This is a genomic window from Allosphingosinicella indica, from assembly GCF_900177405.1.
GTDB lineage: Bacteria > Pseudomonadota > Alphaproteobacteria > Sphingomonadales > Sphingomonadaceae > Allosphingosinicella > Allosphingosinicella indica.
Window position 1 is genome coordinate 1,039,010 of sequence record NZ_LT840185.1, and the last position, 18,459, is coordinate 1,057,468.

Consider the following 18,459-nt stretch of genomic DNA (forward strand, 5'->3'; position numbering starts at 1 on the left):
CGTGCCCTGTTCGACGAGGGTATAGGAGCCGCCGATCCGGCGGGCCGATACGGGAGACGACGCGATGAAATGCATGATCTTTGTGAAAGCGACCGAGGACAGCGAAGCGGGCCGGATGCCGCCCGAAGAGCTGCTGACCGCGATGATGCGCTACAACGAGGAGCTGGTGAAGGCGGGCATCATGCTCGCCGGCGACGGGCTGCGGCCGAGCCGCGAGGCCGTGCGCGTCCATTTCGATGGCGCCAGCCGGACGGTGACCGACGGCCCCTTCGCCGAGACCAAGGAGCTGGTCGCCGGCTACTGGATCTGGGAGGTGAAGTCGCTGGAAGAGGCAATCGAGTGGGTGAAGCGCTGCCCCAACCCGATGTTCGGCCCTAGCGACATCGACATCCGTCCGGTCTACGGAATGGAGGATTTCGCCGAGATCACCACCGATGAGGTGCGTGACATCGAGGCCCGCATCCGGCCGCAGCTCGAAGGCAAGCACTAAACGGCCAAGCCGTCATTGCTGGCGGCCATGACCGCCGCCGATTTCCGCCGGACTTTGGACGCGCTGTGGCGGATCGAATCGCCGCGGTTGATCGGCGCGCTCGCACGGCTGACGCGCGATGTCGGCCGCGCCGAGGAGCTGGCGCAGGACGCGTTGGCGGCGGCGCTCGTGCAATGGCCCGAGGAGGGCATCCCGGAGCGGCCCGGCGCCTGGCTGTTGGCGACCGCCCGGCGCCGCGCGATCGACGGTTTCCGACGCGACGCGATGATGCGGCGCAAGCATGCGCTGATCGCGCACGAGCCGGAGGGTTTCGAGCCCGATGCGGAAGCGCGGATCGACGACGATCTTGGCGACGAACTGCTGCCGCTGATGTTCGTCGCCTGCCACCCGATCCTGCCAATGGACGCGCGGGTGGCGCTGACCTTGCGGGTGCTCGGCGGCCTTTCGACTGCCGAGATCGCCCGCGCGTTCCTGACCGCCGAGCCGACCGTCGCGCAGCGGATCGTCCGCGCCAAAAAGACGCTCACCGACGCGGACGTGCCGTTCGAAGTGCCGGCCGGCGCCGAGCGGACGGAGCGGCTCTCGTCGGTGCTTGCCGTCCTCTATCTGATCTTCAACGAGGGCTACGCCGCGAGCGCGGGCGAGGATTGGGTGCGCCCCGCATTGTGCGAGGATGCCATGCGCCTGGGCCGCATCCTCGCCCAGCGGATGGACGAAGCCGAAGTCCATGGGCTCGTTGCGCTGATGGAATTGCAGGCATCGCGGCTGAAAGCGCGGACGCGGGCGGACGGGGCCCCGATCCTCCTCCCCGATCAGAACCGCGCGCTGTGGGACCGGCTTCTCATCACCCGCGGCCTCGCCGCGCTGGAGCGGGCCGAGGCGGCGGGTGCGCGCGGCCCCTATACGCTGCAGGCCGCGATCGCCGCCTGCCATGCCCGCGCGTCACGCAGCGTTGAGACCGACTGGATCCGCATCGCCGCTCTTTATGCGGCGCTTGCCGAGGCGATGCCATCGCCGGTGGTCGAGCTCAACCGGGCGGTGGCGCTGGGTATGGCGTTCGGCCCGGAGCGGGGCCTCGCCTATCTCGAGACGATCGCCGGCGCGCCGAGCCTTCAGCGCTATCATCTGCTCCCCGCCGTTAGCGGCGACCTCTTGGCAAAACTTGGCCGTCATTCTGAGGCCGCCGCTGCCTTCCGCGCCGCTGCTTCTCTCGCCATCAACGCCACCCAAAGAGCCGCGCTGATAGCCCGCGCCGAGGCCGTCGAATTAAATCATCAGCCGAAGACTTGATCGACTCATCAAAACGCGGCAATAAGTGTTGGTTGATTGCTCAATCAAGTAAGGGCCTCATGCGCGCACATGCCTCATCGTTTGCAGCGATCCTGTCGTTCGCTTTCACGCCTCCTGCATTCGCGGAGGAACGCCGTCATGAAACCGTGGTCGTAATCCCGGCCGCGGCGCCCGTAGTGTGGGACGCGTTGACCACCGCCGAGGGCTGGAAGCGGATGGGTGTCGGGATGGCGCGGGTGGACTTTCGCGTCGGCGGAACGATCGAGACGAGCTACGACGCCAAGGCGAAGCCCGGCGATCCGGACAATATCACCAGCGTGGTCGTGGCCTATCTTCCCGGGCGCATGATGGCGCTGCGCAATACCAAGGCGCCGCCGAACTTCCCTTACGCGAAGGAGTTCGCGACCACCGTCACCGTGTTCGAGATCGCGCCTGTCGACGCGTCCTCCACGCGGGTCACGGCGACGGGCGTGGGCTATCGCGAAGGCCCCGCCTACGATTGGCTCATCAAGATGTTCAGCGAAGGAAACCGCTGGTCGCTGGACCAGCTTGCCAAGAGCCTCGCGGCAAGCGCCAAGCCGGTTGATGGACAATAAGCGTGAGCGGCGACGCGCAACTCCCGACACGCGACCGGCTCATCCACACCGCCATGCGGCTCTTCGCGGAGAAGGGCTATCTCTCGACATCGGTGGCCGACATCCTGCGCGAAGCCGGCGCGAACTCGGGCAGCCTGTATCATGCCTTTCCGACCAAGCAGGATCTGCTGATCGCGGTGCTCGAAACCTATCGGCAGGGCATAGAGCCGATGCTGCTCGCTCCGGCCTGGCAGGATGTCGAGGATCCGATCGACCGCATCTTCGCGCTGCTGGACGCCTATCGCCGCCGGTTGGAGGACAGCGACTGCCTGTACGGCTGCCCCATCGGATCGATCGCGCTCGAACTGCATGAACCCGATCCTGCGGTGCGGGAGCTGCTCTCCGCCAATTTCACCGGATGGGTGGGTCATATCGAGGCTTGCCTCGATGCCGCTAGCGACCGGCTGCCCGCCGATCTCGACCGCCATGCGCTGGCAGTGTTCGCGCTGACGACCATGGAGGGCGGGGTGATGCAGGCCCGCACCCACCGGACGCTCGCCGCCTTCGATGCCTCGGTGGCGATGTTGCGCGACTATCTCGGCCGGCTGGAGATGGCCGGCCGCCAGAGCGAAACAGGGGAGAGACTGCGATGAATATGAATGCTCTCCTTATCGCGGGCGGCGGAGGCCTGGTCGCGCAGCTCGCGATGGTCGTCGCCGGCCATTATAATGCCTTCATCAAAGACAATGTCTTCGCTGTCGGCGGCATGGCGATCTCGCTTGTCGCGGGACTGGCCTATGCGCGGCTTGCCGCCGAAGGATGGCCTTCGAGCCTGGCGGGCGGGCTGGTTGCGGGCGGCGGCTGCGCCTCCCTCGGCATTGCCCTGTCCCTGGCGCTCAAGGATGTGCCGCCCGCGGTTCTCGCTTTCGGCACGATCGGCTCGGCGGTCGCCGGGCTGGCCGGCGCGGCGATCGGCAAGGTCCTGTCCTAGACGCCGCTGCACCAGCGCGCTGACGAAGTTTCAACCTCTCCGGCCTAATCGTCATCCCGCGAACAGGGGAATGACGGAGACGGTGGCGTGAAAAAGACATTGGCCTCTTTGGCGATCCTCCTCGCCATGCCCGCCGCCGCGCAGCGCGCCGAGGCGCCGTTCGTCGTCGGCGACACCGGCTACCAGCGGCTTCAGGACGCGGTCGACGCGATCGGCGAGGGGCGCGGGACGATTCGCATTGCGCCCGGCCGCTACCGCCAGTGCGCGGTGCAGAATGCGGGCGAGATTGCTTATGTCGCGGATCAGCCCGGCACCGCGGTCTTCGAGCGCGCAACCTGCGAGGGCAAGGCCGCGCTGGTGCTCGGCGGGCAATCGGCGCGCGTCGAGGGACTGACCTTCCAGAGCCTGCGCGTGCCCGACAAGAATGGCGCGGGCATCCGCATCGAGAGCGGCGACCTCACCGTCGTCGAATCGATGTTCCGCGACAGCGAGAACGGCATCCTTTCGGCTTCCGATCCCAGCGGCACGATCCGCGTCGAGCGGTCGACCTTCTCCGGCCTCGGCGGCTGCGAGGACGGACACGGCTGCTCGCACAGCCTCTACATCGGCGAATATGGCAGTCTCTCGGTCGTCCGCTCGCGTTTCGAGCGCGGCACCGGCGGCCATTATCTCAAGAGCCGCACGCCGCGGATCGAGGTCGTCGATTCGAGCTTCGACGACACCCAGGGCCGCGCCTCCAACTATATGATCGACCTCTCCAACGGCGCCACCGGCACGATCGCGCGCAACACTTTCGTCCAGGGCAAGGACAAGGAGAATTATAGCGCCTTCGTGATGGTCGCGGCGGAAGGTGCGGACAACAGCTCGGCCGGCCTCGCCATCACCGACAATGACGCACGGCTTGCGCCCGGGGTCGATCGCAACACGTCGTTCGTCGCCGACGAAAGCGGCGATGCGCTCCGCATCGAGAACAACCGGCTGGGCAAAGGCATCCGCAGCTTCGAGAAGCGCTGACGGCGCCCAACTCCGCAAGATCGGACAACCGTGCGCGCCAGCCGATTGCTAACGTCGAGGGATGGAGAGCAGAGCAGCTTCGCCGCCCGGCGCAAAGCCTAGGCACCGCGGCATAGGCGCTGGCGCAGCGAGCTGGCCGCATGGCGGGTTTCCGCCGGCGGGATGGATGCTATAGGCGCTTCATGGTGCAAATAACGGCCGCAATCCGCCTCTGGCTGGCGCTGTTCGGGAGTGCGCTGGCGCTCGCCCTCGCCGCCGCACCCGCCTCGGCGCAGCGCGCGCCCAACATCAAGGCCGCACTGACCGCGGAGACCGACCGGCCGGCGCCGGGGTCGACCGTCACGCTCGCCTTCGTGATGACGCCCGACAAGGGCTGGCACGGCTATTGGAAGAACCCCGGCGACAGTGGCATGGAGACGCAGGCCGCCTGGACGCTCCCCGAAGGCGTCACGGCAGGGCCGCTGACCTATCCGACGCCGAAGCGGCTGATCGTCGCGGGGCTGATGAACTATGTTTACGAGGGCCGGTACGCGCAGCTCGTCGACCTGACGATCCCCGCGGGCCTCGCGCCGGGGACGCGGCTGCCGATCCGGGTGAAGCTCGATTACCTCGCCTGCACCGACGAGATCTGCGTGCCCGAAAGCGCGACGCTGGCAAAGGATTTGATCGTGGGCAGCGGCGGCGCAGAGCGCCGCGCCGAGTTCGACGCCTGGCGCGCCGAGCTGCCGCGCCCGCTGGGCAGTCCCGCGACCTTTGCGGCGGCGGGGGGCAAGCTGCGCCTCGCCATTCCCGTTCCCGCAGCGATGGCGCTCGATGATCCTTACGTTTTCCCGCTCGCCGACGGGATGATCGACTATGCCGCCGCGCAGGCGATAAGCCGCAGCGGCGATCTGCTGATCGTCGAGACCGAAGCGGGCGGACAAGCCAGCGGCGCGAAAGCCATCGAGGGCGTGCTGGCAATCGGCGGGCGGAGCGGCCTTTCGTTCGAGGCGGTGCCGGGCACCGTGCCCGCGGCCGGCGTGCCGATCGCCGCGGCCAGCGAGGCGCAGGGCGGCGGCGAAAGCGCCACCGCAATTCTCGCCGCGTTGGCAGGCGCGCTGATCGGCGGGCTGCTGCTCAACATCATGCCCTGCGTGTTCCCGATCCTGAGCCTCAAGGCGCTGAGTCTTGCCAAAGCGGGTGGCGACGAGGCCGCGGCGCGGCGAGACGCGCTCGCCTATACTGCGGGCGCGGTGCTGATCTGCCTCGCGCTCGGCGGCGCGCTGCTGGCGCTGCGGGCAAGCGGCGCGGCGGCGGGTTGGGCGTTCCAGCTCCAGGATCCGCGCGTGATCCTGCTGCTCCTCCTCCTCGTCAGCGCGATCGCGCTCAATCTCGCCGGCCTGTTCGAGATACCGGCGATCACCGCCGGATCGAGGCTCGCCGCGAGCGGCGGCGCAGCGGGGTCCTTCTGGACCGGCGCGCTCGCCGCCTTCATCGCGACGCCGTGCACCGGACCGTTCATGGGCGCGGCGCTGGGCGCGGCGCTGGTGCTGCCACCCGCCGCGGCGCTGGCGGTGTTCGCCGGGCTGGGCCTTGGCCTGGCATTGCCTTTCCTGCTGCTCGGCTTCGTACCCGCACTGCGCCGCAAGCTGCCCAGGCCCGGACCGTGGATGGACCGCCTCCGCCGCATCCTCTCGATCCCGATGTTCCTGACCGCGCTCGGCCTCGCCTGGATTCTCGGGCGGCAGGCGGGTGCCGACGGCATGGCGCTCGGACTCGCCGCCGCGCTGGTGCTGGGGCTCGGCCTCTGGTGGCTCGGCCGCCGCCAGGAAGCCGGATCGCGCGCCTGGCTGCCGCTGGCCCCTGCCGCGCTCGCCGCCGTCGCGGCGATGGCGCTGGTGCCCACCGTCGCCACTTCGCCCGCGGGCGCGAGCACGTCCGCCACGCTGCCCACAGAGCCGTTCAGCGAGACGCGCCTCGCCGCGCTGCAGGCCGAGAGCAGGCCCGTCTTCGTCTATTTCACCGCCGACTGGTGCGTCACCTGCAAGGTCAACGAGAAGGCCGCGCTGGAACGACAGGAAGTCGCCGACTCCTTCGCCGCCAAGGACGTGCAGGTGCTGGTCGGCGACTGGACGCGCGGCGATGCGGCGATCGGCCGCTTCCTCGAGAAGCACGGCCGATCCGGCGTTCCCCTCTACCTCTGGTATGCACCCGGCAAGCCGGTTGAGGTGCTGCCGCAGGTCCTGACCCCCAGCCGCCTCACCGAACTGAAGATATAGGAGAGAGACATGAAACCGATCCTCGCCATCGCCGCCGCAGTCGTGCTGGCCGCGCCCGCGATCGCCGCCGTCCAGGTCGGCCAGGCCGCCCCCAACTTCAAGCTCAACGATGCCGACGGCAAGGTCGTCACCCTCTCGGACTTCCGCGGCAAGACCGTAGTGCTCGAATGGCACAACCCCGGCTGCCCCTTCGTCCAGAAGCATTACAAGAGCGGCAACATGCAGAAGACGCAGGCCGCCGCCGCGAAGGACGGCGCGGTGTGGCTGACGATCAATTCCGGCGCGCCTGGCAAGCAGGGTCACATGTCCGGCGCGGAAGCCAAGAAGCTGGTCGCCGACGAGAAGGCGCGTTCGACCGCCTATCTGCTCGATCCCAAGGGCGTCGTCGGCAAGGGTTATGACGCCAAGACCACCCCGCACATGTACATCGTCGATGCCAAGGGCACCCTGGTCTACGCCGGCGGGATCGACGACAAGCCGACCGCCAATGCCGCCGACATCGCCGGCGCGCGCAATCATGTCGCCGCCGCGCTCGCCGAGATGAAGGCCGGCAAGCCGGTCTCGATCTCGACCAGCCGCCCCTATGGCTGCGCGGTCAAATATCCGGAGGCGTGAGCCACCACCATCGCCGCCGCTGTTGACCTGCAACGCGGCGGCGATATGGCGCGGCCATGCGCTTCTTCTCCGACAATGCCGCCGCCGTCTGCCCCGAGGTGATGGCGGCGCTTACCGAAGCCAATCACGTCGACACCGCTTATGACGGCGATGCGCTGAGCAAGCGGCTCGACGACGCTTTCTCCGATCTGTTCGAAACCCGCTGCCGCGCCATCTGGGTGGCGACGGGGACGGCGGCGAACAGCCTGGCGCTGGCGGCCTTGTGCCCGCCTCATGGCGCGATCGTCTGTCACCGCGACGCGCATATCCAGAACGACGAATGCGGTGCGCCCGAATTCTATACCCACGGCGCCAAGCTGCTGCTCGCCGACGGCGAGGGCGCGAAGCTGACGCCGGAGACGATCCGCGCGCTGCTCGCCGGGGTGCGCGACGATGTGCATCAGGTGCAGCCCGCCGCGCTCTCGATCACCAACGCCACCGAATATGGGCTGGTCTACACGCCCGATGAGGTGAAGGCGCTGGGCGATCTGTGCCGCGAGAAAGAGCTCGGATTCCACGTGGACGGCGCGCGCTTCGCCAATGCGGTGGCGCGACTCGATTGCCGCCCAGCCGACCTGACGTGGCGTGCGGGCGTCGATGCGCTGAGCTTCGGCTTCGTCAAGAATGGCGGCATGTCGGCCGAGGCGCTGATATTCTTCGACACCGCGCTTGCCGACGCGACACTCTATCGCAAGAAGCGCGCAGGCCACCTGCTCTCCAAGGGCCGCTTCCTCGCCGCGCAGATCCTGGCGATGCTGGAGGACGGCGTCTGGCTGCGCAACGCCCGCGCCGCCAACGATGCCGCGGCGCGGATCGGGGCGGCAGCCGGCGGAGATCGCCTCGTGCTGCCGGTCGAGGCGAACGAGGTGTTCCTGCGCGTCACGCCGGAAGAAGCAGCCGCGCTCCGCGATCAGGGCTTCGACTTCTACGACTGGGGCCCGGGCGAGGCGCGGCTGGTCGCGAGCTGGGACCAGCGGCCGGAGGACGTTTCCGCGCTCGCCGCCGCCATCGCCGCGCTCTGAGTGCGATCCGCCATGACGAAGGGATGATGGCACCGCGGGTGCTGATCCCCTTCATCGTCGTCACTCTGATCTGGGGATCGACCTGGATCGTCATCAAGGACCAGCTCGGCGCGGTCCCGCCCACCTGGTCGGTCGCCTATCGCTTCACCGCCGCCGCCGCCGCGATGTTTTTCTATGCACTGTGGAAGGGCGTGCCGCTCCGCATCGGAAGGCGCGGGCATTTGTTCGCTCTGTCATTCGGGCTTCCGCAATTCTTCCTGAACTTCAACCTCGTCTACGCGGCCGAACATTACATCACCTCGGGCCTCTGCGCCGTGCTGTTCGCGCTGCTGCTCGTTCCCAATAGCGCGCTTGGCTGGCTGTTCCTGAAGCATCGGATCACGCCGCGCTTCCTCGCCGGATCGGCGATCGCCACCGCCGGCGTCGCACTGCTCTTCGTGCAGGAGATGCGCAGCACCGCGCTCGCGCCGGGGGCGGTGCTGCTCGGCATCGGCCTAACCCTCGCCGCGGTGCTCTCCGCCTCGGTCGCCAACATCCTCCAGGCGACCGAGCGCGCGCGATCGATGCCGGTGGAAGGCGCGCTCGCCTGGGGCATGGCCTATGGTGTCGCCGCCAACATCCTCCTCGCGCTCATCCTCTACGGGCCGCCGGCGATCGAATATCGCGCGGGCTATTGGGCAGGCGTGCTCTACCTCGGCCTCGTCGCCTCGGCGCTCGCCTTCCCGCTCTACTTCGGCGTCATCCGCGCGGTAGGGCCGGGCAAGGCGGCTTATTCCAGCCTGCTGGTGCCGATCATCGCGATGGGCTTTTCGACGGTGCTGGAGGGCTATCACTGGTCGCCGCTCGCCGTCGCGGGCGGCGTGCTGGCGCTCGTCGGCCTGTTTGTCGCGCTCAAAGCACGGCGGCCCAATCCCGTGCCGATCGCCGATTAGTCCGGGAAACGAACAACGCTGTTCGGCCCCGGCAGGACGGGCTTTCCGTCCGACGGCGCGAGCGGCTGCCACCGCCCGCCCTTCGCGAAGGCGTCGATCGACGGATAGGCACCGATTTCCCGGACGCCGTCGATCGCGAACGGAAGCCCTTCCGCACCGAGCGGTGAATTGGCGTCGGCGATGTGGAAGTGCAGGTGCGGCTCGGACCCCTGGCCGGTGAAGCCCAGCGCGCCGATCTCCTGCCCGCGGCGCACCCTGTCGCCGACGCGCACCTTCAGTCCCGGCTTTAGATGCTCGTAGAAGGCATAGCGGCCGCCACCGATGTCGATCGCGATGTAATTGCCGGTGGCGTCGGCGAGCGTCTCGACGCCCTGAGGCGCGATGGTGCCCGGCTCCGCGACATCGTCGCGCGCGGCGATCACGATGCCGTCGGCAACGGCGAGCACCGGCGCGCCATAGCCGTGCGATGCGGAAAGCGGCTGGCCGCGGCCTTCGCCGCGCGTCGTCCCGCCCTTGGCGCCGAGCTTGAGGAAATCGACCGCGAACCGGCCCGGTATCCGCGCCTTGCCGCCCACCGCATAGACGACGCGGCGGTGGCCGCGCTCCATGCCCGCATCATAGACCGCCGCCCACGGCCCGCCGCGGAGAGGCGGGCCGATCGCGACCGCTGGCTTGCCGACCGTGGCCCGCACATCATCCGCCAGCAAACCGTCCGCGCCGACAATCCGGTGCGCGATGAACTCGGGCGGCGCGCCCGCGACCGTCAGATCGAGATAGGCGATGACGCGCTGGCCGGGCGCCACGATCGCAAGTCCCGCGCCCGCCCGTATCCCCGCGCGCCCGAGTGCAACGTCAAGCGTGGCGCCCTCGAGCCGCGCGAGGCGCTTGCCATCCGCGGTGACCTCGATCGCCGCGATCTCCAGCGGTTCGGCGGCAAAGTTGGTGAGGTGAAGCTCGTAGGCCAGGCGCTGGCCGTCGCGAACCGGAACGGGCTGCGGCGGATGGGGGACGCTGATGTCGAACCCCTGCCGGACCGGCACGGCAGGCGGAACAGCGGCGAGCAACGCCAAGGCGGCGGCGATCAGAAGCGAAATGCGCAACGCCCGTCTCCCACGATCCGCCCCTTCCGCCCGCCCTGGGAAATGGGTAGCGAAGGCGGGTGGACATCTACCTCCCCATCGCCGGGCTTTCCGTCAATGCGCTGGTGATCGTCGGGCTGGGCGGGATCGTCGGGCTGCTGACCGGGATGGTGGGCGTCGGCGGCGGCTTCCTCACCACGCCGATCCTGATCTTCTACGGCATTCCCCCCGCGGTGGCGGTCGCTTCCGCGACCACCCAGATCACTGGCGCCAGCGTCTCCGGCGTCATGGCGCACCAGCGCCGCAAGGGCGTCGACTATCGCATGGGCGCGGTGTTGATCGCAGGCGGCATCCTCGGCTCGCTCGCCGGCGGCGCGCTCTTCCGGCTGCTCCAGAACAGCGGCCAGATCGATACCGTCATCGCCTTGCTCTACGTGCTGCTGCTCGGCAGCATCGGCGCGCTGATGGCGAAGGAAGCGGCGATCGCGCTCGGCCTGATCAAGGCGAGCGAGAGGGCCACCGCCAAGCCCGCCAAACGCCACAATCCGCTGATCGCGATGCTGCCGATGCGCTGGCGCTTCTACCGCTCGGGCCTTTACATCTCGCCGCTGGCGCCGCTGCTGCTCGGCTTCCTGTCGGGCGTGCTGACCGTGCTGCTCGGCATCGGCGGCGGCTTCATCGTCGTTCCGGCGATGATCTACATTCTCGGCATGTCGACGCAGGTCGTCGTCGGCACCTCGCTGCTGATGATCCTCGCGGTCACCGCTGCCACGACGATGGTCCACGCCACCACCACCAAGTCGGTCGATATCGTCCTTGCCGCGCTGCTGCTTCTGGGCAGCGTGATCGGCGCGCAATATGGCGCACGGTTCGCGCAGAAAGCGAAGCCCGAACTGCTCCGCCTGCTGCTCGCTATCATCGTCCTCGCGGTGGCGGCGCGGATGGCGATCGGCCTCGGCTGGCGTCCTCCCGAAATCTACACGGTGCAATTGCTGTGAGACTGCCCCGCGCCGCCTTCGCCGCGTTGATCGCGCCGCTCATGATCAGCGCCACCGAGCCCGTGCTGGTGCCCGACGTCTCACAGCGCGACATCCAGATCCGCTACTCCTTCACTGGCGCGGAGCTGCTGCTGTTCGGTGCGATCCTCTATCCGCGCGGCCAGGTGCCCGACGATCCCGCCGACATTGCGGTGGTGGTGAAGGGCCCGCTCGAGCCGATCCTGGTGCGCGAGAAGCAGAAGGTGGCGGGCATCTGGATGAACGTCGAGAGCGAGCGGTTTCGCTCCGCGCCCTCCTTCTACGCGGTCGCCTCCTCGCGCCCGCTACCCGAGCTGGTCGATGACCGGATGGCGGCGATCTACGAGCTGGGGCTCGATTATCTCCAGCTCTCGCCCGGCGCGGGCGGCACGGCGGAGATGCGGCGCCGCTTCGAAGGCGGACTCATCGATCTCAAGAAACGCGCGCAGCTTTATTACGAGGACCCAAAGGGCGTCGAGATCAGCGAGGGCGTGCTCTATCGCGCACGCATCCCCATTCCAGCGCGCGTGCCGGTCGGCAAGTTCACGGCGGAGACCTTCCTGATCCAGGACGGCCGCGTGGTCGCGGGCGCGGTGCGCGACATCAATATCGAGAAGCTGGGCTTCGAGCGGTTCGTCGCCGACAGTGCCGATCGTCATTCCTGGCTCTACGGCCTCGCCGCGGTTGCGCTTGCGCTCCTGCTCGGCTGGGGCGCGAGTGCCGTCTTCCGCCGCCAGTAAGAGGCCGCGCATCACGGGAAATCAGTTGTTTACGCATTTCGCGTAGCTCTCGGCGCTTCATGGGCCAGTGCAGCCAGGGATGACGCGCGAATGACCGACATGATGAACCTCCACGGCGCTTTCCCGCGCGACGAGGATGCCGGCTACACGGGCGCCGCCCGCCCGGCTCCGGTAGCGGCGCAACGCGAGGCCTTCGGCACCGTCATCGAGATCACCGGCGCCGGCGCGCGCATCCAGATCGACGGCCGGCGGCTGCGCGATCTCGCCAGCGACCCGGACCCGAGCGTCGCGCTTTCCGGCCAGGTCGGCAGCAACGTTAAGCTCGGCTTCAACCGCCGCTGGCTGGTCGCCACCGTCCGCAACCTCAAGATGACCGACGCCGCCGGCGACATGGTCATCGCCGACATCGACTTCCTCGGCGAAGGCGACGAGGGCGAAGGCGGAAGGCTCGCCAACTTCAAGCGCGGCATCACCGGCTATCCGATCCCGGGCGTCCGCGTCCACGCCGTCACCGGCGGCGATCTGAAACAGATGTTCGCCACCGACGACCGTCCGCACATCGAGATCGGCACCGTCTATCCGACGAAGGACGTCCGCGGCGCTCTCTATATCGACGCGCTGCTCGGCAAGCATTTCGCTTTGCTGGGATCGACCGGCACCGGCAAATCCACCTCCGCCGCGCTCATCATGCACCGCATCTGCGAATTGGCGCCCGAAGGCCATATCGTGATGGTCGATCCGCACGGCGAATATTCGGCCGCGTTCAAGGGCCATGGCGAACTGTTCAACGTCGACAATCTCGCCATGCCCTACTGGCTGATGAACTTCGAGGAGCATTGCGAAGTGCTGCTCACCACCACCGGTGCGGACCGGCAGCAGGATGCCGACATCCTCGCCAAATGCCTGCTCATCGCGCGCGGTAAGAACCGTTCCGCCGAGGGCATCACCAAGCTGACCGTCGATGCGCCGATCCCTTATACGCTGACCGACCTCTTGGGTGCGATCACCAACGAGATGGGGCTGCTCAACAAGGCGACCGACACCGCGCCCTATATGCGGCTCAAGACCAAGATCGACGAGCTGAAGACCGATCCGCGCTACAGCTTCATGTTCTCCGGAATGCTGGTTGCGGACAGCATGCAGGGCTTCATCGCCAAGATCTTCCGCCTGCCCGCCAAGGGCAAGCCGATCTCGATCGTCGACGTCTCCGGCGTGCCGTCGGACATCGTCTCCGTCGTCGTCTCGGTACTCTCGCGCCTCGTCTTCGATTACGCGATCTGGTCGCGCAACGAGCTGCAACGCCCGGTGCTGCTCATCTGCGAGGAAGCGCATCGCTACGTCCCCGCCGACAAGACCTCGACCGGCCAGGCGGTCCGCAAGATCCTCGAGCGGATCGCCAAGGAAGGCCGTAAGTATGGCGTCAGCCTCGGCCTCATTACCCAGCGCCCGTCCGATCTTGCCGAGGGCGTGCTCTCGCAATGCGGCACGATCATCGCGATGCGCCTCAACAACGACCGTGACCAGGCGTTCGTGAAGAGCACGATGCCGGAAGGCGCGCGCGGCTTCCTCGACGTCATCCCGGCGCTCCGCAACCGCGAGTGCATCGTCTGCGGCGAGGGCGTCTCGATCCCGATCCGCGTGACGTTCGACGATCTCGAGCGCGATCGCTGCCCGGCCTCGTCCGACCCGTTATTCTCCGCGCTCTGGAAACAGACGGGCGACGAGGAAGCGATGATCGGCCGCGTCGTCAAACGCTGGCGCTCCCAGGGGCGCTAAAGGCTTCGGATCGAAGTGGTACTTCGATCCGGGATTTCAGAAAGACAAGGGTTTAAGCCCCGTTCGCGGTTTTCGCGGGGGTCTCGGCGGTTGCCTGCTGGACCGGCTGGGCGCGGCCGCCCACCGGCACCGCGAGCAGCGACTTGAGCTGCGAGCGGAAGCGGGCGAGATCGGCGCCGGCGAGCTGGGCGCGGGTGGTGAACTTCACCGAGGCCGGATTGATCGCCGCGCCGTTGCGGTACATCTCGTAGTGGAGATGCGGACCGGTCGAGAGGCCGGTCGATCCGACATAGCCGATCACCTGGCCGCGGCGGACCTGGGAACCGGCGCGCGCGACGATGCGGCTCATGTGCGAATAGGAGGTGGCGAGCCCGCCGCCATGATCGATCCGCACCTGCTGGCCATAGCCGCCATGCCAGCCGGCACCGCTGACGCGGCCGTCGCTGGCGGCGAGGATCGGCGTGCCGTAGCCGGCGCGGAAATCCATCCCCTTGTGCATCCGCGAATAGCCGAGGATCGGGTGGCGGCGCATACCGAAGTTGGACGAGACGTTGCCCGGCACCGGCCGCTGCAACATGCCGGTGGTCTTGCCGACGCCCGACGCCTCGAACCACTGGGTGCGGCCGTCCTGATCCCACTGCATGAGCTGCAGGTTCTTGCCGCGGCTGCGCGACAGGCCGGCGTAGAGGAGCTTGCCCGATTCCGTCTCGCCGGTGGCGGCGCGGCGGTGCTCTAGGATGATGTCGAAACGGTCGTCGGCGCCCAGCGTATCGATGCCCGTCTGGCTGGCGACGGCGCGGATATAGCCCTCCACCGCCTTGGCGGGGGCGCCGGCGGCGCGCGCCGAGCGATAGAGGCTGGAGCCGATGCGGCCGGTGATGCGGAGCGGCGTATCGTCCACCGCGATCGGGATGGGGCGGACGGCGAGACGGCCGTCGACGCGCTCGACCGCCATCTTGAGATCGAAGCGGGCGCGGAAAGTCAGCAGATCGAGCGGACGCGCGACCTGGCGGTTGGGGCGGCGGCCGAGCGTCACGTCGAGCACGGTCCCCGGCTTGATGTCGGTGAGCGGCAGCACGCCGGAGATCATGCCCGCGATCTGCTGCGCCTCGCCCGCGCCGACGCCGGAGCGTTCGAGGACGCGCGCGAGACCGTCACCGCGCGCCAGCGTCGCGAGCAGATCGACGCTCGGCCGCTCGGGCGTGTCGGTCAGCGGCTCGACCGCGTCGGTCGGCGCCATGCGGCGGCCGGTATCGCCGCCGAAGGCGAGCGGCGCGATGGCGAGCGCGCGGGATTCCTCCCACTGCGCATCGGTGAGCTTGGGCGTCGAGGCGACGGCGATCGGCTCGAGGCCCGGCGCGAAGCTCCACGCCGCGAAGCACAGCGCGGTACAGGTCGCGAGGCCACGCAGCCATTCGCGCGAGCCGATGCGGACGCCGAGATCGACGACGAATTCGAGATCGCGCGAACGGTCCTGAAGATCGGAAACGCGGGTGCCGAAACCCTTGGGCGCGCGGGGACGGCCAATGGCGTGATCGAGGCTGAGCGCCGCTGCACCCGCAGCCGGCCCGCCATTCATGTTTCCGAACTGATACAAGAAGGAAAAATGCCCCCTGCGCTGCGCGCAATGACCCCATGCCGCATGTGCGGCGCCCGTGCGAAGGACTGTGGGGAAACAGGGTTAAAGTAAAGTAAAGCGCCGCTTCCTCACGGAATCGCTGCGGCGAAAGGTGCGTGCGCGGGGATGAACGGAGCCCGGATTCGGGTTACCGCAGGGTGGTTTGCGGCGTTGCTTTCCGCCCTCGCCGCGCCAATCTAGGCAGATATGCGCGACCGCGCCGAGCTGACGGCCATCCTGGGCCCGACCAACACCGGCAAGACCCACCTCGCCGTCGAGCGGTTGTGCGCGCATTCCAGCGGAATGATGGGCTTCCCGCTGCGGCTGCTGGCGCGCGAGGTCTACGACCGCGTCGTCGCGATCAAAGGTGCCAACCAGGTCGCGCTCATCACCGGCGAGGAGAAAATCCTGCCGAAGGACGCGCGCTGGCTGCTGTGCACCGCGGAAAGCATGCCGCTGGAGCGCGACGTCGCTTTCGTCGCGATCGACGAGGCGCAGCTCGGCACCGATCCCGAGCGCGGCCATGTCTTCACCGATCGGCTGCTCCATGCGCGCGGGCGCGAGGAGACGATGATCCTCGGCTCCGAAAGCCTCGCGCCGATGGTCCGCGCGCTGCTGCCCGACGCGAAGATCGTCGGCCGGCCACGCTTCTCGACCCTCTCCTACGCCGGGCCGGCCAAGCTCTCGCGCCTGCCGCCGCGCTCGGCGATCGTCGCGTTCTCAGCGGACCAGGTTTATGCCGTGGCGGAGATGTTGCGGCGGACGCGCGGCGGCGCGGCGGTCGTGATGGGCGCGCTCAGCCCACGCACCCGCAATGCGCAGGTCACCATGTATCAGGCGGGCGAGGTCGATTATCTCGTCGCCACCGATGCGATCGGCATGGGCCTCAACATGGACGTCGCCCATGTCGCCTTCGCCGGCCTGTCGAAGTTCGACGGTCGCCGACGGCGCCGGCTGACGGTGGCCGAGATGGCGCAGATCGCGGGCCGCGCCGGGCGCCACCAGCGTGACGGCACGTTCGGATCGCTGACCCTGGAGGGCGAGGCGGCCGCCGCGTTCCGGCCAGAAGAGGTCGAAGCGATCGAGGAGCACAAATTCCCGCCGATCGACTTCCTCTACTGGCGCGACGGCGATCCCGATACGCGGAGCCTCGATGCGCTGATCCGCGCGCTGGAGCGGCGCCCCGACCGCGCCGGGCTGCGCGCCGCGCCGGAGGCGGTCGATCTCGCCGTCTTGAAGGCGCTTGCCAGCGATCCGGAGGTGCGGCGCCGCGCGGTCGGGCCGGATCGGGTTCGGCGGCTATGGGCGGCGGCGGGCCTTCCCGATTTCCGCAAGACCGGGCCGGATCATCACGCGCGGCTGGTCGCGCATCTCTACGGCTGGCTGAGCGACGGCGATGGCCGCATTCCGCAATCCTGGTACGCCGAACAGCTTGCCCGGCTCGACAATGTGCAGGGCGATATCGACACGCTGGCGGATCGCATCGCGGGGGTGCGGACCTGGGCCTATATCGCGCACCGCCCCGACTGGCTGGCCGATCCCGACCGGATGGCGGCGCGCGCCCGCGGCGTCGAAGAAAAGCTCTCCGACGCGCTCCATGAGCGGCTGACCCAGCGCTTCGTCGACCGGCGCACCGCGGTGCTGATGCGCGACCTCGCGGGCAAGGGCGAGGATTTTCCGGTGATCGTCGATGCCGAGGGCGAAGTGAGCGTCGGCAGCCATGCGATCGGGCGGCTCGAAGGGTTCGATTTTCACGTCGATCCCGCAGCCCGCCACGCCGACCGCAAGATGCTGCTCGCTGCGGCAGAGCGGAAGCTGGGTGGCGAATATGAACGCCGCGGCGCCGCGCTGGCCGCCGATGCCGACGCGAGCTTCACGCTGTGCACCGACACCGGCGCGCCCGTGACCTTGCTGTGGCGGGGCCACGACGTCGCGCGTCTGATGCCCGGCAAGAACCTGCTGAGCCCGCGCGTCCAGCTCGACCGTCGGCTCGACCGGCTGTCCGCGGCGGGCCGCGCGGCGGTGACGGCGCGGCTCGACACCTGGCTGCGCGGCGAGATCGAGCGCGTGCTGGGATCGCTCCGCCGCGCCGGGCTCGCCTCGCAGGACCCGGCGGTGGCGCCGGCAATGCGTGCGGTGCTGGCGATGCTGGTCGATGCCGGCGGCATCGTGCCGCGTGAGAGCGTAAAGGATGCGCTGGCCGGACTCGATCGCGCCGAGCGCCGCGCGATCGCGAAGCTGCGTATCCGCATCGGCGCGCTCGACCTGTTCCTGCCCGACATGCTCAAGCCCGAGGCCGCGCGCTGGCGTGCCGCCCTCCGCGCCGCCGCCACCGGCGCCCCGATGCCGGAGCTGCCGGCCGATTCCGCCGTCGTCCTCCATACGCCGGACGATCCTGCGCTGCTCGAGCGGCTCGGCTTTCGCGCGGCAGGTCCGCAGATGCTGCGCGTCGACATCGCCGAGCGGTTCGCGCGCCATGCGCATGAGGCACGTGGCTGCAAGGGGCCGGTGGTCGATGCCGCGCTCGCCACCTCGATCGGCCTCAAGCCCGAGGCGCTGGCGCGGCTGATGCGCGCGATCGGCTTCCGTCCAGCGGCCGGCGAGGCCGGCTGGGTATGGCAGGGCCGCCCCAAGCCGCGGCGTGAGCGCGAACAGCCCGCCGGCCACGCCTTCGCCAAGCTCGCGGAGCTGAAGCGTGGCTGAGACGCTGCGGCTCGACAAATTCCTGTGGTTTGCGCGCATCGTGAAGACGCGGGCCTTGGCACAGGCAATGGCGGAAGCGGGGCGAATCCGCATGGACGGCCGCATCCTCGATCGTGCCCATGCCCCGGTCCGCTCCGGCGACGTGCTGAGCTTCGCGCAGCGCGGCACCGTCCGCGTGATCCGTATCCTCGCGCTCCCCGACCGCCGTGGCCCGCCCGACGAAGCGCGGGCGCTCTATGAGGCGGTTTCCGAGCAGCCGTTGACGAGCGGAGGCGGGCAGGATTAGGGCGAAGGCAGGGAG

17 protein-coding genes are annotated in these 18,459 nt (G+C 68.7%); 15 read left to right on the forward strand and 2 right to left on the reverse strand.

Annotated elements, in window-relative coordinates:
• Positions 1–73 precede the first annotated feature (73 nt).
• The 10 genes from B9N75_RS05100 to B9N75_RS05145 all read left to right on the forward strand — a co-directional run bounded on the left by B9N75_RS05100 (position 74) and on the right by B9N75_RS05145 (position 9,226).
• Positions 74–490 (forward strand): YciI family protein, encoded by a 417-nt coding sequence (locus B9N75_RS05100; RefSeq protein WP_342039343.1) that lies wholly within the window; start codon positions 74–76, stop codon positions 488–490.
• A 27-nt stretch (positions 491–517) separates the two neighbouring features.
• On the forward strand, positions 518–1,780 hold the full coding sequence (locus B9N75_RS05105) for an RNA polymerase sigma factor (protein WP_085217826.1): 1,263 nt from the start codon (positions 518–520) through the stop codon (positions 1,778–1,780).
• Positions 1,777–2,376: an SRPBCC family protein gene (locus tag B9N75_RS05110; RefSeq protein ID WP_157123703.1), complete on the forward strand. Its 600-nt coding sequence runs from the start codon at positions 1,777–1,779 to the stop codon at positions 2,374–2,376. Before B9N75_RS05105 ends, B9N75_RS05110 begins: the two co-directional genes overlap by 4 nt.
• Positions 2,377–2,378: 2 nt before the next feature.
• Entirely contained in the window at positions 2,379–3,008 is a 630-nt protein-coding gene (locus B9N75_RS05115) for a TetR/AcrR family transcriptional regulator (RefSeq protein ID WP_244552433.1), read from the forward strand.
• Between the two features lie 2 nt (positions 3,009–3,010).
• A complete protein-coding gene (locus B9N75_RS05120; protein WP_157123704.1) occupies positions 3,011–3,346 on the forward strand; it encodes a hypothetical protein in 336 nt (111 codons plus the stop codon).
• An 87-nt stretch (positions 3,347–3,433) separates the two neighbouring features.
• Entirely contained in the window at positions 3,434–4,360 is a 927-nt protein-coding gene (locus B9N75_RS05125) for a right-handed parallel beta-helix repeat-containing protein (RefSeq protein WP_244552434.1), read from the forward strand.
• Positions 4,361–4,542: 182 nt separating this feature from the next.
• Positions 4,543–6,618, forward strand: coding sequence for a protein-disulfide reductase DsbD family protein (locus B9N75_RS05130; RefSeq protein ID WP_157123705.1), 2,076 nt, complete (start codon positions 4,543–4,545; stop codon positions 6,616–6,618).
• A 9-nt stretch (positions 6,619–6,627) separates the two neighbouring features.
• Positions 6,628–7,233 carry a redoxin domain-containing protein gene (locus B9N75_RS05135; protein ID WP_085217829.1) on the forward strand — a complete coding sequence of 202 codons (606 nt, stop codon included), beginning with the start codon at positions 6,628–6,630 and terminating at the stop codon, positions 7,231–7,233.
• 56 nt (positions 7,234–7,289) lie between these two features.
• Entirely contained in the window at positions 7,290–8,294 is a 1,005-nt protein-coding gene (locus tag B9N75_RS05140) for a threonine aldolase family protein (RefSeq protein WP_085217830.1), read from the forward strand.
• 23 nt (positions 8,295–8,317) lie between these two features.
• Positions 8,318–9,226 carry a DMT family transporter gene (locus tag B9N75_RS05145; RefSeq protein WP_085217831.1) on the forward strand — a complete coding sequence of 303 codons (909 nt, stop codon included), beginning with the start codon at positions 8,318–8,320 and terminating at the stop codon, positions 9,224–9,226.
• Here the strand turns inward: B9N75_RS05145 and B9N75_RS05150 are convergent.
• Complete coding sequence (locus tag B9N75_RS05150; protein WP_085217832.1) at positions 9,223–10,326, reverse strand: M23 family metallopeptidase; 1,104 nt, start codon at positions 10,324–10,326, stop codon at positions 9,223–9,225. The two genes, B9N75_RS05145 and B9N75_RS05150, sit on opposite strands and share 4 nt — an antisense overlap.
• A gap of 59 nt (positions 10,327–10,385) precedes the next feature.
• Here B9N75_RS05150 and B9N75_RS05155 point away from each other — a divergent pair, with 59 nt between their 5' ends.
• The 3 genes from B9N75_RS05155 to B9N75_RS05165 all read left to right on the forward strand — a co-directional run bounded on the left by B9N75_RS05155 (position 10,386) and on the right by B9N75_RS05165 (position 13,837).
• Positions 10,386–11,303, forward strand: coding sequence for a sulfite exporter TauE/SafE family protein (locus tag B9N75_RS05155; protein WP_085217833.1), 918 nt, complete (start codon positions 10,386–10,388; stop codon positions 11,301–11,303).
• Positions 11,300–12,061, forward strand: a complete 762-nt coding sequence (locus B9N75_RS05160) for a TIGR02186 family protein (RefSeq protein ID WP_425292410.1) — start codon at positions 11,300–11,302, stop codon at positions 12,059–12,061. The genes B9N75_RS05155 and B9N75_RS05160 overlap by 4 nt, the downstream gene beginning before the upstream one ends.
• A 99-nt stretch (positions 12,062–12,160) precedes the next feature.
• Entirely contained in the window at positions 12,161–13,837 is a 1,677-nt protein-coding gene (locus B9N75_RS05165; RefSeq protein ID WP_085219415.1) for an ATP-binding protein, read from the forward strand.
• A 52-nt stretch (positions 13,838–13,889) separates the two neighbouring features.
• Here the strand turns inward: B9N75_RS05165 and B9N75_RS05170 are convergent, their stop codons facing one another.
• A complete protein-coding gene (locus B9N75_RS05170) occupies positions 13,890–15,416 on the reverse strand; it encodes a M23 family metallopeptidase (RefSeq protein WP_085219416.1) in 1,527 nt (508 codons plus the stop codon).
• A 246-nt stretch (positions 15,417–15,662) separates the two neighbouring features.
• On the opposite strand from B9N75_RS05170, the gene B9N75_RS05175 reads away from it, so the two are divergent.
• Together B9N75_RS05175 and B9N75_RS05180 are read left to right on the forward strand one after the other, a co-directional pair.
• Positions 15,663–18,158, forward strand: coding sequence for a helicase-related protein (locus tag B9N75_RS05175; protein ID WP_085217834.1), 2,496 nt, complete (start codon positions 15,663–15,665; stop codon positions 18,156–18,158).
• Positions 18,151–18,444, forward strand: coding sequence for an RNA-binding S4 domain-containing protein (locus tag B9N75_RS05180; protein ID WP_244552435.1), 294 nt, complete (start codon positions 18,151–18,153; stop codon positions 18,442–18,444). The genes B9N75_RS05175 and B9N75_RS05180 overlap by 8 nt, the downstream gene beginning before the upstream one ends.
• Positions 18,445–18,459: the final 15 nt, after the last annotated feature.

Coding starts and splice junctions, on each gene's coding strand:
- B9N75_RS05100 (WP_342039343.1), top strand. CDS start 74: ATGATCTTTGTGAAAGCGACCGAGGACAGCGAAGCGGGCCGGATGCCG.
- B9N75_RS05105 (WP_085217826.1), top strand. CDS start 518: ATGACCGCCGCCGATTTCCGCCGGACTTTGGACGCGCTGTGGCGGATC.
- B9N75_RS05120 (WP_157123704.1), top strand. CDS start 3,011: ATGAATGCTCTCCTTATCGCGGGCGGCGGAGGCCTGGTCGCGCAGCTC.
- B9N75_RS05130 (WP_157123705.1), top strand. CDS start 4,543: ATGGTGCAAATAACGGCCGCAATCCGCCTCTGGCTGGCGCTGTTCGGG.
- B9N75_RS05135 (WP_085217829.1), top strand. CDS start 6,628: ATGAAACCGATCCTCGCCATCGCCGCCGCAGTCGTGCTGGCCGCGCCC.
- B9N75_RS05140 (WP_085217830.1), top strand. CDS start 7,290: ATGCGCTTCTTCTCCGACAATGCCGCCGCCGTCTGCCCCGAGGTGATG.
- B9N75_RS05145 (WP_085217831.1), top strand. CDS start 8,318: ATGATGGCACCGCGGGTGCTGATCCCCTTCATCGTCGTCACTCTGATC.
- B9N75_RS05165 (WP_085219415.1), top strand. CDS start 12,161: ATGATGAACCTCCACGGCGCTTTCCCGCGCGACGAGGATGCCGGCTAC.
- B9N75_RS05170 (WP_085219416.1), bottom strand. CDS start 15,416: ATGAATGGCGGGCCGGCTGCGGGTGCAGCGGCGCTCAGCCTCGATCAC.
- B9N75_RS05175 (WP_085217834.1), top strand. CDS start 15,663: ATGCGCGACCGCGCCGAGCTGACGGCCATCCTGGGCCCGACCAACACC.